General features: G+C 69.9%; 11 protein-coding genes. 4 read left to right on the forward strand and 7 right to left on the reverse strand.

The features are described 5' to 3' along the window. The first annotated feature begins 43 nt into the window (after positions 1-43). Positions 44-577 (forward strand): DUF8020 domain-containing protein, encoded by a 534-nt coding sequence (locus tag H0264_RS21010; RefSeq protein WP_181579120.1) that lies wholly within the window; start codon positions 44-46, stop codon positions 575-577. Positions 578-728: 151 nt separating this feature from the next. Beyond that, on the forward strand, positions 729-1,118 hold the full coding sequence (locus H0264_RS21015) for a PPOX class F420-dependent oxidoreductase (RefSeq protein ID WP_181579121.1): 390 nt from the start codon (positions 729-731) through the stop codon (positions 1,116-1,118). 4 nt (positions 1,119-1,122) lie between these two features. Here the strand turns inward: H0264_RS21015 and H0264_RS21020 are convergent, their stop codons facing one another. Beyond that, positions 1,123-1,503 carry a PPOX class F420-dependent oxidoreductase gene (locus tag H0264_RS21020; protein WP_181579122.1) on the reverse strand — a complete coding sequence of 127 codons (381 nt, stop codon included), beginning with the start codon at positions 1,501-1,503 and terminating at the stop codon, positions 1,123-1,125. Positions 1,504-1,611: 108 nt separating this feature from the next. Between H0264_RS21020 and H0264_RS21025 the strand changes: the two genes are divergently transcribed. After that, positions 1,612-2,331 carry a VOC family protein gene (locus tag H0264_RS21025; protein ID WP_181579123.1) on the forward strand — a complete coding sequence of 240 codons (720 nt, stop codon included), beginning with the start codon at positions 1,612-1,614 and terminating at the stop codon, positions 2,329-2,331. Positions 2,332-2,353: 22 nt separating this feature from the next. On the opposite strand, the gene H0264_RS21030 is transcribed toward H0264_RS21025, so the two are convergent. Together H0264_RS21030 and map are read right to left on the reverse strand one after the other, a co-directional pair. Next, a complete protein-coding gene (locus H0264_RS21030; protein ID WP_220139799.1) occupies positions 2,354-3,016 on the reverse strand; it encodes a TetR/AcrR family transcriptional regulator in 663 nt (220 codons plus the stop codon). 46 nt (positions 3,017-3,062) lie between these two features. Next, positions 3,063-3,830, reverse strand: a complete 768-nt coding sequence (gene map, locus H0264_RS21035; protein WP_181579124.1) for a type I methionyl aminopeptidase — start codon at positions 3,828-3,830, stop codon at positions 3,063-3,065. Positions 3,831-3,908: 78 nt separating this feature from the next. Between map and H0264_RS21040 the strand changes: the two genes are divergently transcribed. Then, complete coding sequence (locus H0264_RS21040) at positions 3,909-4,181, forward strand: helix-turn-helix transcriptional regulator (RefSeq protein WP_181579125.1); 273 nt, start codon at positions 3,909-3,911, stop codon at positions 4,179-4,181. A 27-nt stretch (positions 4,182-4,208) separates the two neighbouring features. On the opposite strand, the gene H0264_RS21045 is transcribed toward H0264_RS21040, so the two are convergent. The 4 genes from H0264_RS21045 to H0264_RS21060 all read right to left on the reverse strand — a co-directional run bounded on the left by H0264_RS21045 (position 4,209) and on the right by H0264_RS21060 (position 15,823). Continuing rightward, positions 4,209-5,153 (reverse strand): S1C family serine protease, encoded by a 945-nt coding sequence (locus tag H0264_RS21045; protein WP_181585720.1) that lies wholly within the window; start codon positions 5,151-5,153, stop codon positions 4,209-4,211. Positions 5,154-5,304: 151 nt separating this feature from the next. Continuing rightward, a complete protein-coding gene (locus tag H0264_RS21050) occupies positions 5,305-5,901 on the reverse strand; it encodes a dihydrofolate reductase family protein (protein WP_181579126.1) in 597 nt (198 codons plus the stop codon). A 218-nt stretch (positions 5,902-6,119) separates the two neighbouring features. Continuing rightward, a complete protein-coding gene (locus H0264_RS21055) occupies positions 6,120-8,609 on the reverse strand; it encodes an FAD-dependent monooxygenase (RefSeq protein WP_181579127.1) in 2,490 nt (829 codons plus the stop codon). A 35-nt stretch (positions 8,610-8,644) separates the two neighbouring features. Further along, on the reverse strand, positions 8,645-15,823 hold the full coding sequence (locus H0264_RS21060) for an amino acid adenylation domain-containing protein (protein ID WP_181579128.1): 7,179 nt from the start codon (positions 15,821-15,823) through the stop codon (positions 8,645-8,647). Positions 15,824-16,053 lie beyond the last annotated feature (230 nt).

Raw genomic sequence — 16,053 nt, forward strand, 5'->3', positions numbered from 1 at the left:
GTGCTGTGCGGTGAATTGGTCTCTTCGATTGCGGGTAACCATTATGAGAATCGCCAAATTCGCTGTCACGGCACTGCTTTCCGTCGCGGCGCTCTGCGTCGCCACCGTCACCGCTCACGGCGAGCCGCTCGCCGGACCGGGCATCGTCGGCGTGGATCGCGGAGTCGAATACACCACCACCCTCGCCGCCGACCGCGGCAGCGTGACCACCACGCTCACCTCCGGCCATTTCGCCCTGGCCGAGAACGCGGTCACCGTCATCGCATCCAGCGGTGAGGCCATCGGCGCCATTCCGCTCGTCTACTACGCCGCCGACCGGGTGTACGAGGTCATCCCGAGCCTCGACGCCTCCGGCACAGTGCTGACGGTCACCCCGGCCAGCACCACCGATGTCGCGGCGCCCAGTGTGAATACCGTTGCGCTGCAACAGGTCGCCGATGCCGGATCGATCGTGGCCGGTGCCCTCATCGGCTGTGTGGTCGGCGCGGTCATCGGCTTCTTTTTCTTCTTCGTGGGCGCGATCATCGGCTGCGGAGTAGGCGGATTGCTCGGCGCGATCATCGCGGGACAGAGGTGATGCGGTAGCTCCCACATGATCCCCGAGAGCGTCACCGCCGGAGGCGACTCCGGCGGTGACCGCGTGTGCGGCCGACGTACGCGCGTACGCGTAGTCCGGGTTGCGTGCGCGGGCGGATGTGAGCGCGCCCGGTCCGCCCTAGCGTGAAGCCATGACGTGGAACGATGTGGCTCAGGCCAAATACGCCCTGCTCACCACCTACAAGAAGGACGGGACCGCGGTCGGTACGCCGGTGTGGATCGCGCCCGACGGCCACCGTCTGGTGGTGTGGACCCATCCCGGCACCGGCAAGGTGAAGCGCATCCGGCGCAATCCCGCGGTGACGCTGCAGGTGTGCGATCCGCGCGGTCAGGTCCGCGATGACGACATCGTGACGGGCACCGCGCAGGTGGCCGACGCCGAGGGCACCGAGCGGGTTCGTGCGGCGGTGGCCCGCAAGTACCGTGTGCTCGGCAGGTTGACGGTCGAGGCGCACAAGCTGTTCCGGGGTGCGGACCGCTCTGTCGGCGTGGTCATCACCCCGATTGCGGTGGGGGAGTAGCCCGTCAGGCCGCCACGATCTCGATGCCGATGGTGCCGCTCTTGCCGCGCCGCAGCACGCTGCCGCCGACGATGAACAGCCCCTGCAATCCGTAGCGGCGCTTGATGAGTCCGCGCACCCGGTTGCTGCCCGCCGCGTCGAGGATGGTGGCGGTGCCCTGCACAACCTCGCCGTGCGGCTTGCCGCGCACATCGCACGGCTGCACGGTGACCTGCGGATTGCGGCGGATGCGCTTGACCTTCCAGCTGTCGGTGACCGTCCAGACATAGAGGCGGCCCTGGTCGAGCGCGGCCCACAGGGCGGTGCCGACCGGGGTGCCGTCCTTCTTGAAGGTGGTGAGCAGTACGTAGTTCGCGGTCCCGGCGGCGCCGAACGGGTTGTCCATGCCCGCAGCCTAATCGGAGATCGGACAAAATTCGCATGTGCGTGTGCCGCCGCGCTCTGGATAGCGTGGGTTCGACCCAGTTTTGGACCGAATACAGGAGGATCGCCGATGGCGGCCACATCGATTCCGGTGCTGTGGGGCGGGGACCTCCCCGCGACCCTCGACTTCTACCGCACCCTCGGGTACGAGGTCACCTACGAGCAGACCCGCCCCTACACCGCCGGCATGGTCACCCGCGACGGCTTCTCGGTCTACTTCGGCCCCACGCCGAAGGATTTCGACAATGCCGAGCAGGCGTACATCAGCGCTCTGGTGATCGTCGACGAGGTCGAATCCTGGCATCAGGAGTTCACCGCCTCCCTGCGCGCCCGCTACGGCAGGATCCCCGCCCGCGGCATCCCGCGCATCACCCGGTTCCGCCCCGGCCAGACCCGCTTCACCGTGGTGGACCCGGTCGGCAACTCCATCATCTATATCCAGCGCGATGAGCCCGACCCTGAGTACGGCGGCGCCCGCAGTCTCGAGGGTCTGGCCCGGGTCATGGACAATGCCCGCATCTTCCGCGACTCCAAGAACGACGACGCCAACGCCGTCCGAGTCCTCGAAACCGGCCTGCGCCGCTTCGCCGCCACCGCCCCCGCGCTGGACCGGGCCCGGGCCCTGGCCATGCTCGCCGAAATCGCCATCGCCGCAGAGGATTCCGCACGCGTCGCCGAACTCGGCACGCGCATGGCGGAATTGGACCTCTCCGCCGAAGACCGCGCCGCCCTCGCCGCCGAGCTGCAAGCCCTGACCGCCCTCGAGAGCTGGCTCACCGACGAGTCCTGACCCGGCACGACCTCCCGGTGTCTTATCGTCGGGCCGCCACCATGCGCAGGGCGCTCGCGGCGTGATCGTCGCCGATCTGCTCGGGGGAGCGGCGATAGCCCGGCTGGTACCAGCGTGCGGTGTCCACGCACAGCGATATGACGCTGAGAGCTGTTGCGCCCGGGTCGGGTACGTGGAATTCGCCGCCGTGCGCGCCCTCGGCGAGGAGGGCGCGCACCGAGCGGTGGATGCCGCGCAGCAGGTCGTCGATCTCGGTGCGGTGGTCCGGGGTGAGGTCGGTGAGGTGGTGCAGGACCAGGCGCACCGCACCGCTGTGGCGGGCATGCCAGGCGGTGAGGTCGGCGACGGTGGCGGCCAGGCGTTGCGCGGCAGTGCCGGGCCCGGCGGCCGCGCTGTCGGTGATCTGCTGGGTGAGCCGCACCGCGGCGCGGGAGATGCGATGCAGTACTTCCTCTTTGGAGCCGAAGTGGACGTAGAGCGCGGCGGGGGACAGGCCCGCCCGGGAGGCGATATCGCGCGTGGTGGTGGCGTGGAATCCGTTCTCGCCGAAGGCATCCAGCGCAGCGCGGAAGATGCGGCGCCGGCCGTCGGGGAGTCGCCCGTGGGTGGCCTGCTCCAGGCTCTCCATGGCGATGGCGAGATCGCCGTCGGCGGCGGCCTGCGCTAGGTCTTCGTCGGTACCCATCGAAACAGTATCTCGCGGAGCCTGTTTCGCTTCACCGTCGGTCCGATCACACGGTGAGCGTGAGGATTTCGGGCCCGTTCTCGGTGATGGCGACGGTGTGCTCACTGTGTGCGGTGCGGGAACCGTCGGCCGAGCGCAAGGTCCAGCCGTCGGGATCGGTGACGAGGCGATCGGTGGTGCGCGCCAGCCACGGTTCGATGGCGATGGTGAGTCCGGGCCGCAGCCGGAATCCGCGCCCGGCGCGCCCGTCATTGGGGACGTGCGGATCCTCGTGCATGGTCCGCCCGAGCCCGTGCCCGCCGAATTCGGTGTTCACCCGATACCCCTGCCCCTTCGCTACCTGTGCGATGGCCGCGGAGATGTCGCCGATCGTATTGCCCGCGTGCGCGACGGCGATCGCGGCCCGCAGGGCCTCTTCGGTGGTGCGGATCAGCCGCACATCCTCGGGATCGGGCGTGCCGACGATGACGGTGATCGCCGAATCGGCCACCCATCCGTCGATGGACACGGCCAGATCCATGCTCAGCACATCGCCGTCGCGCAGCGTGTAGTCGAACGGCAGCCCGTGCAGCACCGCGTCGTTCACCGACAGGCAGATGGTGTTGCGGAAGGGGCCGCGCCCGAACGACGGCGCGTAGTCCACATAGCAGGACACCGCCCCGCGCTCTCGGATGCGTTCGCGCACAATCGCTTCCAATTCCAGCAGATTCACTCCGATCTGCGCCTTGCCGCGCAGTTCGGTGAGCACCTCGGCGACGAACTGCCCGGTGACCCGCATGCGCGCGATCTCCGCCGGGGTCTTGAGCTCGACCATGACATCCTCCAGTTCCGGTATTTTTATACCGACCGTAGCGGATTGCGGTATTTAAATACCAGTCGTAAGGTGAACCGCATGGTCCGTCTTCCCTTGACCCCCGCCCAGATGGAGGCCGGTCGCCGTCTGGGCTCGGCCCTGCGCACCGCCCGCGCGGGCCGCGACCTCACCGAGGTCGCCGTGTCCGCGGGCATCTCCCCGGAGACCCTGCGCAAGATCGAGTCGGGCCGCCTGCCCACCCCGGCCTTCGGCACCATCGTGGCGCTGAGCCGCACCCTGGGCCTGCCCCTCGACGAGCTCGCCGAAGTCTGGCAGCCCGACGCTTCGACGCGGCAGCGCTCCGCGTCCTGAGCTCGCGGCTCGCACAATCCGTTCGACTCAGTCGACGGTGAGCTCGATGGGCACCGCGATGACATCGACCATGGCCCCATTGCGCAGCACCGTCACCGGTAGCGCCCGCCCGATGGCATCGTCGAACAGCTGCCGCTGAATCCCCTGGGCGTCCTTGACTTCCCGCCGCGCGACACTCAACACCAGATCGCCGCGCCGCAGCCCCGCCTTCTCGGCGGGCCCGCCGCGCACCACGTCGACGATCCGCAGTCCGGCCTCCTGCCCGGTGCGCTCGGCCACCGTGGCCGGCAGCGGCGCGGGCACCCCGACCACGCCCAGGTAGGCCCGCCGCACCCGCCCCTCGTGCAGCAGCGTGGTGATGATGCGCCGGGTGGTCACATTGATGGGAATCGCCAGCCCCAGCCCGATTCCGGCGACCGCGGTATTCACCCCCACCACGCGCCCCGCCGAATCCGACAGCGCCCCACCGGAATTGCCGGGGTTGAGCGCGGCATCGGTCTGAATCACGTCCTCGATGACCCGCGCGGTGCGCCGATTGCCCACCGGCACCGCCCGCCCGAGCGCGCTCACCACCCCCGCCGTGACCGAGCCCGCCAACCCCAGCGGGCTCCCCACGGCCACCACCAGCTGCCCGACGACCAGATGGTCGGCGTCACCGAGTTGCACCGCCTCGGGTGCACCGCCGCGCGCCCGCAGCACCGCCAGATCCGACAGCGGATCCACGCCCACCACATCGAATCGCGACTCCACCCCGTCGGCGAACACCACGATCCCGTTCGTCGCGGACCCCACCACGTGCGCATTGGTCAGCAGGAACCCGTCATCGGTGAACACCACCGCCGAACCCCCGCCGCGCCGGGTCTGCACGCTGGCCACGTGCGGGGTGACCGAGGCCGCCACCGTGATGACCGTGCGCGAATACGCGTCCAGCGCATCGGATTCCGCGCGCCCGTCCCCGAATCCCGGTGGCATGGGCGAGGCGCCGTGCTCGGATTCATCGCTCATGACGACCACCCGCTTACATGATTACGTCGTTTCCTGCCTCCAGCATGCCCGCCCTCGGCCCCGGCGGCACCCTGTTCGCTCGCGGCGCAAGCGGAGCCGCGAACCCGATACCGAGCGATCAGCGAATCCGATACCGCAGGTGGGTGGCCCGATCTCCGGCGATGACCTCCGGGTCCGGCAGCACCAGCGGCGCACCCTCGAACTGCCCGATCAACGGCGTGCCGCCTCCGAGCAGCACCGGCGCCACCGACACCCACAGTTCGTCGACCAACCCGGCTTCGAGGGCCTGCCGCGCCATGGTGCCGCCATTGACCGCCACATTCTTCTCCCCGGCGATCCGCGTGGCGGCATCGACGGCGGCCTTGATCCCCTCGGTCACGAAAGTGAAAGGCGCACCCGGATGTTCGGCGATCCACTGCTCGGGCACCCGATGGGTGAGCACCACGATCGGCACATTCATCGGATGGATCCCGCCCCAGCCGTCGGTGAGATCGAACAGGTGCCGCCCCACGACGCAGGCCCCCGTCCCACCGGCCAGCTCCTGCAAGAATTTCGCATTGGCCCCCGACGTCTTGAAGCTCAGCTCCGGGTGGGTGCTGGGGTACTCGATATCCCCGGAGGAGTACCAGGCGAACAAATGCTCGAACCCGCTCTCCCCGGGCCCGGCGATGAAGCCGTCGAGGGACATGGTCGCGCCCGTAATCACTTTGCCCATGATCGTGCCTTTCGAAGGTGGAGTAGTCCGATCACCAGATCAGACTCCGCCACCCGCCCGAACTCATCGGCCGGAATCGCGAGAACCGGGCGAAAATGCCCACCGGCCCGAGGGCGGGCGGTTCACCCGCACGGTCGGTGTCCGCACCGACGCCGCGTGAACTCCGAGGTGACGACGAAAGGCCGGTGCCGCGCGGGATGCGGCACCGGCGGTGAACCTCAGTGCGCGGCAGCGGTTTCCGATGCGGGAACGGCGCTGCGCAGGCCGTCGGCGAGGGCGCCGACCAGGGCGTCGGCGCGGTCGGGGGACAGGAGTCCTTCGATGTAGCCGAGGTTGAGGGACAGTTCGTCGGCGCCGAGACCCACCGTCAGCATGGTCATGCCGCTGATGGACATGCCGGAGACGAATTCGGCGCCGGAGATCTCCCAGTCGCCGATGCGGGACGGGAAGTCGCGGGTGTCGAGATAGGTCAGGCACAGATGGCCGGGGCCGCGGGCGTCGAGGAGTTTGACGACCTTGTCCGACTGGGCGGGTGTCTTGGGCATCATGAAGCCGATGCCGCCCAGGTTGGCCAGGTGCTGGCGTTGGGCGACGCGGCCGGAGAACTCGGCGTCGAATTCGGCGGCGGCTTCCCACAGCGGGCGGCCCGCCGGGGTGGGCAGGGCGATCATGGCCTGGTAGGCGCCGGTACGGGTGGTGTCGAGGGGCCGGGCCAGCTGTTCGCGGAACAGCACCGAGACACCGATGGGGTAGTTGGCCTGGGGCGCACCGGCATCCGCGCCGGCGGCGCGTGCCAGCGCGGCGGCCACGACGCTGGACAGGGCCACATCGCGCTGTTCGCAAGCCGCGACCAGCGCCTGGTATTCGGCACCGTCGAGCACCCGGCGCGCGACCCGGGTGAACCGCTGTGCCGGAGCGACTTCGGCGCCGGGGGTCAGTCGCACCGGCTTGGCCCGCATATCACGCAGCCCGTCGGCGACCAGCCGGCCGATCGCCCTGCCCTTGCCCCGCGCACCCTGGAAGGGCTTGGGGAACAGGGCTTCCGGCGACGCGGGAGCGGGAACCTCGGGCAGCCAGCCGGTGGTGGCGGCGGCGAGCTCGAGGACCTGCCGCGCGAACGACAGCACGGTGACGGCGTCGGCAATGGTGTAGGTCGAGGTCAGCACCAGATCGTGCACGCCCGGCGCGACGGTGATCAGCGTGGCCCGCAGCAGCGGTGCGTCGGCGTCGAAGCGTTCCCGCAGTTCGGTGTCGATCTCGGCGGTCCACTCCCCGGCTGCCACCTCCCGCAGGGGGATCGGCCGCACCTCGATCGGCACGAACCGTGGATCACGCCCGCCTTCGCTGCGCACCACGGCGTGCAGGATGGGATGGCGGCGCACCAGCGCTGCCAGCCCGGCCCGCACCGCGTCCGCGTCCAGGTCGCCGGTGACCCGCACCCGCGACACAATGTGCAGCGGCGCAACCTGATCCGCGGTCCAGTGCCAGCGCTCGAGGGTGGACAGCGGGCGCGGCAGCGCCGCCACCGGCTCCGCATCGCCCAGCCCCGGCCAGGTCATGGGCTCGGCCAGGTTCGCCCGCAGCTTCTCCTCGTTCCCCTTGGCGATGAAGGCGTTTCGCACCGCGATGACCGCCCGATTGCGGGTCTGCTCGATGCGCCCCAGCTTGCGCGACCCGTCCACGAACATGGTGGTGCGCGGAATCCGCCGCTGCTCGTACACCCGCAGCCCGGTCGCGGCGTCCTCGTGCGTGGCCAGCGCGTGCGCCAGCACCACCGCGTCCTCCATGGCCGCGTTCGCGCCCTGCCCGAGGCTGGGCAGCATCGGATGCGCGGCATCGCCGAGCAGGGTGACCCGCCCGCGACCCCACGAGGTCAGCGGCGGCCGATCCTGCGCCGGGAGTGCGAGAATATCGGCTTCCGGTGTGGCCGTGATGATCTCGGTGATCTCCGGAGCCCAGCCCGCGAACCGGGACAGCAGATCGGCCTTCCCGTGCGGCCAGTTGGCGGCCAGCTCACCGCTGGTGGTCATGGTGCCCCACCAGTACACGTTCCCGTGCCCGATATCGTGGATGCCGAACCGCATGCCCCGGCCCCAATAATGAATGGACGCACCGGGTTCGATGGCCGCGTGTGCGAACGGCACCAGCGCCAGCCAGCACACGAACTTGCCCGGCCGCGGGGCTTCCGAGCCGTGCAGCTGGGCGCGGACGGCCGAGTTGATGCCGTCCGCGCCGATGAGCACATCCGCGCTGAGCGTGCGCCCGTCGGCGAAGCGCACCTCGACCGCGTCGGCGGTCTCGCTGAATGACACTGCCTCCGCGCCGGTTTCGACGCGCAGATCGTCCCCGCAGGCCGCCAGCAGCACCTCGTGCAGATCCTTGCGCGCCACCGCCACCGCGGGCGCGCCGAGTTCGGCGTCGATGGGCGCCACGTCCACGCGCCGCATATCCGACCCGTCCGGATACCGGAAGGTGAACGAGCGCGCCCGCCCGCCGACCCGCAGCAGTTCCTCGTCGATGCCCAGATCCAGGGTGCGCAGCGCGTTCATGGCGTTGGACTGCACCGACAGCCCGAATCCGGCGGCACGCAGTTCGGGGCCGCGCTCGCACAGCACGACATCGATTCCGGCGCGGCGCAGGGCGGCCGCGGCGGTGAGTCCGCCGATTCCGGCTCCGACGACGATCGCCGACTTGACGGGAGAGTTCACTGGATTTCCTTGCTGTGTCACGGGATCCGATACTTTCACGAGGCGGTCGCCGACGCGTGTTCGAGCAGACGGGTGAGCTGGGCGGCCACCGCGGCGACGTGCGGCGCCTGAATGAGCGTGAGGTGATCGCCGGGCACCTCGATCACCTCGAGATGGCCCGCCGCGTAGGCGTCCCAGCCATTGGTGGGGTCGCGGTGCAGGGTGCCCGCGCTGTCGTGCGCCGGGCGCAACACCTCCGGCAGCGGTTCGGCGGCGCGCAGCAGGGTGATGTCACCCTCGTAGGCGTGCGGCCGGTAGCTGTCGATGGCCCGCCAGCCGCCGGTGAACACCTCGAACAGTCGCCGCACCAGCGCCCGCGACCCGGCCGGCGGCAGCACCCCGGCTTCGACGGCGGAGTCGAGAATGAAATCGAAGACCTCGTCCTCGGATTCGAGCTCCAGGGGGATCTCGATGACGGCGGTGTCCGCGCCGCGCGCCAGCCACAGCAGCTCCCACAGGAAGAACTCGTAGAGCGAGTGCTGCGGCACGGGTGTGCCGTCCCCGTGGCGCACGGTCATGGTGTCGACGAGCGCGAGCATGCCCACCTCGTGCCCGGATTCGCGGAGCTGCTGGGCCATTTCGAAGGCCACCATGCCGCCGAGCGACCACCCGCCGAGATGGTAGGGGCCTTCCGGCTGCACCCGGCGCAGCGCCGCGATGTAATTGCTCGCCATCTCCGGAATGGACTGCGCCGCTGTGCTTCCCGGCTCCAGTCCGGCCGCCTGCAAACCGTACAGCGGCTGGTTCGCGGGCAGCCGCTTGCTCAATTCGACGTAGCAGAGCACGTTACCGCCGATCGGGTGCACCAGGAACAGCGGTGTCCCGCTGCCTTCGCGCAGTGGCACCAGCGGATCGAATCCGGCGCCCGCCCGTTCGTCCAGATGCCGGGCGAGCGCGGCCACGGTCGGCCCGGTGACCAGCGCGGAAACCGGCAGCGACAGACCGAAGCGCTGTTCGATGGAGACGATGAGCCGCATGGCCGTCAGCGAGGTGCCGCCGAGGGCGAAGAAGTCATCGTGGATGCCGACCTCGGGCAGGCCCAGGGCCTCGGCCATGAGGGCGGCCAGCCCGGCCTCGACCGGGGTGCGCGGGGCCACCCGATCGGCGGCCTGCGGCGCGGGCAGCGCCATACCGGCCAGCACCGCGTCGGCCCGCTTGCCGCTGGGGGTCAGCGGCAGCGCGTCGAGCCACACCAGGCGGCTGGGGATCATGTAGTCGGGCAGCCATTCCCGCAGCGCGGCAAGGATGTCCGGCTCGTCGACGTCCTCGCGCGTGCCGACCAGGAAGCCGACCAGCAGCGTCTGCGCGCTGGAGGCTCCGGCGGTGGCGTGCGCGACCACGGCCACCTCGCTGACACCCGGGACGGACGCGGTGACCCGCTGTAGCGCGAGTTCGACCTCCATGGGTTCCACGCGGTGCCCGCGGATCTTGACCTGACCGCCCCGGCGGCCATCGCTGATCACATCCCCGCCGGGCAGGCGGCGGCCGATGTCGCCGGTGCGGTAGAGCCGTCGCCCGGGGGCGAACGGGTGCGGGCCGAAGGCGGCGTCGGTGAGATCGGGACGATGCTCGTAGCCGTCGGCGAGCGCGGCGCCGCCGAGGTGGATCTCCCCGGGGACGCCGTCCGGCACCGGGCGCAGCTGCTCGTCCAGGACCAGGATCTCCACATTGTCCACGGCCCTGCCGATGGGCGGCAGCACCGGGAACCGCGCCGGGTCGCCGGTCATGGTGTACCGGGTGGCGACGTGGGTTTCGGTGGGGCCGTACTGGTTTTCGAGCACGACCCCGGTCCCGGCCGCGCACAGCGCGCGGATCTCGTCGGTGACGCGCAACTGCTCACCGGAGGAGATGATCACCCGCAGGCTCGCCGGTGCGATATCCAGGCGGATGGCGGCCTCGGCCAGTTGCTGCAGGGCCACGTACGGCAGGAAGATGCGCTCTGCCGCGGTGGATCCCAGCAGTCGGGCGAGCGCGGGCAGGTCGCGGCGCTGTTCTTCGCCGAGCAGGATGAGCCGCCCGCCACCGCACAGCGTCGAATAGATCTCCTGGAAGGACACATCGAACGACAGCGGCGCGAATTGTGTTGTCGCCGGAGCCCGTTCGACATCACTGAGCCAGCCGCTGGCGGTGGACAGCTGCCACCGGATCAGGTTCACCAGCGCCCGGTGCGGCATGGCCACACCCTTCGGGGTTCCGGTGGAGCCGGAGGTGAACAGCACGTACGCGGTCCCGTCCTGAGCGACGGCCGGGAGTGCGGCGGTGCCGGCGGCGGTCACCAGGTCGTCCAGGCCGATGCGGGAATGCTGCTGCGGCACCAGCGATTCGTGACCCGGGCCGGTGACGACCGCGAAAGGCCGGGCCTGCTCGAGCATGGCGTGCAGGCGCGACTGCGGGTAGGTGACATCGAGCGGCACGCAGGCCGCACCGGCCTTGGCGATGCCGAGCACGGTGGCCACCAGTTCGGGGGAGCGGTCCACCGCCATGGCGATCCGGTCACCCGGCCGCGCGCCGCGCGCCACCAGCGCCGTCGCGATCCGGTTGGACAGGGCCAGCAGTTGCGCGTACGTCACTGTGCGGGAACCGAATTCGAGCGCGATCGCGTCCGGCGTGCGGGCCGCGGTCGCATCGAACAGGTCGAGCACCGTGCCGGGTGCGATCGGCCCGGGAGCCGCCGCCGGAGCCGGGGCCAGCGCCCCGAAGTCGACCGGAGCTGCCGGATCGCCGGTGAGCAGTTCCAGCACGGCCAGATACGTTTCGCCGATGCTGTCGAGCTGCTCGCGGGTGTAGGCGGCCGGGTCGCCGTCGATGCGCAGCGCCAGGGTGCCGTCCAGGGGATTGCGCACGGCATTGACGAGCAGCGCGAAGTTGGTGTCCTCGCGAATGTCGATGCCGAGCAGCGTCACATCGAGGGCCTCCAGGGCCGCGCCGGCCGCATGGAAGTGCACATAGTTGAAGGCAGTGTCCAGGACCACGCCCAGCGCACGCTGGATCTCGGTCAGCGGGAAACGCTTGTGCGGCGCGCTGTTCCGATCCCGGTCGAAGATCCCGGTCAGCAGATCCCGGCGAGAGCGGCCGGCGAAGTCGATGCGCAGCGGCATCGTATTGAGGAACAGTCCGGCCATGCGCTCGGCGTCCAGGCGCTCGGGACGGCCGTGTGTGACGACACCGGTGGTGACATCGGTGCGGCCCGACAGCAGGCCGACGGTGGCCACGTGCGCGGCCAGCAGCACCGACTTCACCGGCACATGGGTGGCGGCGGCCACCGCGTCGGCGCGCGAAAGCAGTTCGGCCGGAACCGGAATCGTCCGCGACACCCGGGCGTCGACCGGCCCGGCCGCGCTGTCCGGTGTGACCGGGCCGTGCGGGCGCACACCCGGGATGCGGGCGGTTTCCGCGCCGTCGAGCTCCCGGGCCCAGAACTCCCGGTCGGCCGGATCCGCGATCGACTCACGTTCAGCGCGAACGTATTCGGCGAAAGAGGGTAGCTCGCCGGCGGATAGGTCGCCGATGCCCCGGTAGTCGGCCAGCAGCTCCGACAGCAGCGTCGCCACACTCCACCCGTCGAGGATGGCGTGGTGGAACGACAGCACGATGTCGATCCGGTCGGCGAGCCGGAAGACAGCGAGGTGGAACAGCCCCGGCTGGTCGAAGACATAGGGGCGCAGCCGGCGTTCGGCCACATGTTCCCGCACCGCCGTCTCGGCCGTATCCGGCTCGGCCCCACGCAGATCCGTGATCGTCAGCGGCGCGTCGAGGTGGCCGTGCACCAGCTGCAACGGCTCGGAGTAGGCGGCCAGATCGAAGGAGGTGCGCAGCATGGGATGCCGGGCGATCGAGCGCCGCAGCGCGGCCCGGAACTCGGCCTCGTCCCAGGGCATCCGCAGGGAGTACCGGAAAACATCGTGGTAGAGCGATGATTCGGCGCGCTCGCGGCTGTGGAACAGCATGCCCAGTTGCAACCGGGTCAGCGGGTAGGCGTCCTCGACGTGCCCCAGCCGGGCCCGGTCGATACCGGGCACCAGTGCGAAGGGTTCGATCGGGGCCGCGACGACCGCCCCGGTGCGGGCCCGCTCGGCCAGTTCGGCAATGGTGGGCGATTCGGCGATATCGCGGGCGCTGATCAGCAACCCCCGCGCCTCGGCGCGCGCCCGGACCCGAAGCAGCAGAATGGAATCGCCGCCGAGGTCGTAGAAGTTGTCGAACACCGACACCGACTCCCGGTCGAGCACCTCGCACCACACCTGCGCCAGCTGCTGTTCGACCGGTGTGCGCGGCGCGGTCTGCTCGGCGGCGTCGGCCTCCGGGCGGATGGCGGCCAGGGCGGTGCGGTCGGCTTTTCCGCTGGGCGTCAAGGGAATCGCGTCGATGCGCACGAACTGTGCGGGAATCATGTACTCCGGCAGCGTCCGCGCCAGCCCGGCCCGGAGGTTCGCGGGTTCCAGCCCCTCGGTGGCGACGCAGTAGGCGGCCAGATAGGCTCCGCGCGAGGGGGAATGGTGATCGATGACTGCTGCCGCGGTAATGCCGGGCAAGGCCGCGAGGGCGTTCTCGACCTCGCCGAGTTCGATCCGGTTGCCGCGGATCTTCACCTGCCGGTCGATGCGGCCCAGGTACTCGATTTCCCCGTCGGCCAGGCGGCGGACCAGGTCACCGGTGCGGTACATGCGCTCGCCGGGATGGAACGGATCGGCGACGAACTTCTCCGCGTTCAGCTCCGGGCGGTGCAGGTAGCCGCGCGCCAAACCCACACCGGCAATGCACAATTCACCCGCCACACCGAGGGGCTGCGGCTGATCGGCGGGACCGAGGATGTAGAGGCGGGTGTTGTCGATCGGACGGCCGATCGGCACCCGGGTCACCGGCCGCGCCGGATCCTGCGGGGTGTCGTGATAGGAGACGTCCACGGTCGCCTCGGTCGGACCGTACAGGTTGACCAATCGCGGTGCGGCCGAGCCGAGTCCGGCGAAGGCGCGGTTCCAGCGGGTGACCTGGTGCGGCAGCAGCGCCTCACCGCTGCAGAACACCGTGCGCAGCCCGGACGCCTGGGAGACCGCGGCCGGATCGGCTTCCAGCAGATCCAGGAACGGGGTCAGCATCGACGGCACGAAGTGCATGACGGTGACGCCGGAATCGGCGATGGCGGAGAGGATTTCGCGCGGATCCTTCTCGCCGCCCGGTCGCAGCAGCGCCACCTGCGCGCCCTCGAGAGCCCACCAGAACAGCTCCCACACCGACACGTCGAACGACGACGGCGTTTTCTGCAGGATGACGTCACCGGCGCGCAGCGGGTAGCGCCGCTGCATCCAGGCCAGCCGGTTGATGACCGAGTGGTGTTCGACGGCAACACCTTTGGGGTGTCCGGTGGAACCGGAGGTGTAGATCACATACGCCAGATCGGAACCGTCCGGCACCGGCGCGGCGGCGTGGGCGCCCGCGGACCAGCGCTCGGGGGTCAGCGTGACCGCGTCCTCGATGGTCTCGGCGCGCGCGGCATCGGTGAGCACCACCTTGGCGGCGCTGTCGGCCAGCACGTAGGCGATGCGGTCGGCCGGATAGCCGGGATCGACCGGGACATAGGCGGCTCCGGCGTGCATGGCCGCCAGCATGGCGACCAGCATGTCCGGGCCGCGTTCGAGCACAACGGCGACCAGATCGCCCGCGCTGACGCCGGATTCACGCAGCAGGCCCGACAGCTGTGCGACGCGGGCGAGCAGGTCGCCGTAGCTGATCGTGGCCCCGTCCGCGGCGTGCACGGCGACCGCGCCGGGCGTGCGCGCGGCCTGCTCGGTGATGCGGCCGATCACGCTGGCCTGCGCGTCGTACGGATACGTGGTCGCGCGCTCGCGGTCGACCAGCGCATCGTATTCGGCCGCCGAGAGCATGGGCAGCAGCGCCGGGTCGCTGTCCAGGGCATCGATTCCCGCGTACAGCAGCGCGGTGAGATGCGCGGCGGCGGACTCGATCGGATAGTCGGCATCGAAGATGTCGGTGGCGTAATCGAGGCGGATGAGCAGCGGCCCGTCGTCGTCGATCTCGGAGATGGTCCACGCCATGGCGAGGGGGCTGTAGCCCTGCGAGGGTTGCTGGACCTCTTCCAGCCCTGCGATGAGGCCGGCGGTGTCGGGCAGCCGCGGGTAGGCGACGGTGACGTCGAACAGCTGCCGGGCCGGATTGCCGGCGCGGCGCAGCTCACCCATGAGGTCGCCGAGCGGGTAGCGCTCGTGCGGCTTCATCTGGCGCACATCGGCTTTCACCGCGGCGACCAGGTCGCGCACGGTGGCGTGGCCGCCGGTGTCGATGGGCAGCGGCAGGGTGTTGGCGAAATGCCCGATGGTGGACTGCTCGGTGGGATTGTGGCGATTGCCGAACGGGATGCCGATGGCGATCTCATGCGTGCGCAGCACCCGCGACAGGTACAGCCCGAGCATGGCGCAGAAGTACGGGTACAGCGAGACGCCCGCCGCCCGAATCCGATCGACCAGCGCGCGTTCGAGAGTGAACGTGTGGGAGGTGACAGGGGCGAGTCCGCCCGTGGCGCGCGGGCGTTCGAACAGGGCGGGTGTGGTGGCGCGCAGCCGGTCCACCAGGGCGTCCCGGTCGATTCCGTACTGCTCGCTCGCCCGGTAGTCGCGTTCGAAGTCCAGGCAGCCCAGGAACGACGACCCCGGCAGGTCGAAAGGGTCTCCGGTGGTGGTGATTCCGGCGTAATCGGTGAGGATCTGCGCGCCGATATTGAACAACCCGGTCGCGTCGGCGGCAATGTGGTGGGTGGTCACCAGCACGTAGGAGCGGTCCGCCCCGGCGCGCACGATATGCGCCCGGAACGGCACCGCGTCCACCAGTTCGATGGCATTGCCGGTGAGCTCGTGCACCCGGCGCAGGGCCTCGGCGTGCGGGTCCGCGGCGTCGCTGACGTCGATCACCTGCACGGCCGGCATGGGTTCGGTCGAAAGTTCCTGGAAGGGAACGCCGTCCACGACGCGGAAGCGCAGCCGCAGGCCGTCGTTGCGGGCCCAGGTGCGCTCGATCGCCGTCACCATGGCGTCGACGTCGATATCGAGGGAGAACCGGCCCACCACGCTGGACAGATAGCTGGGCAGACCGGGAAAGAGCTCGACGATCGTCCAGATGTCGCGCTGATAGGCAGTGAGCGGATAACGCATGGAAATGGACATGGCTTACCCCTGAAATGATGTGCCGATGCTTGCGCGATCCCGCGGCGCTGCGGCGATCCGAAAACCTTTCGGGCAATGTCGTATTCGCCCGCTGAGCGGGCGTTGTTCACATGTTCGTGACTCGCGTGAGATGCCCGGCCACACTGTGCCACGGGCTCACTTCGATAGCCAATAACGTTGTCTGGTAACCAAATTCACTCGGTGATTGGGAATGGTGGAAAGGTCACGGC

Origin of the sequence: Nocardia huaxiensis (genome assembly GCF_013744875.1) — a bacterium.
GTDB lineage: Bacteria > Actinomycetota > Actinomycetes > Mycobacteriales > Mycobacteriaceae > Nocardia > Nocardia huaxiensis.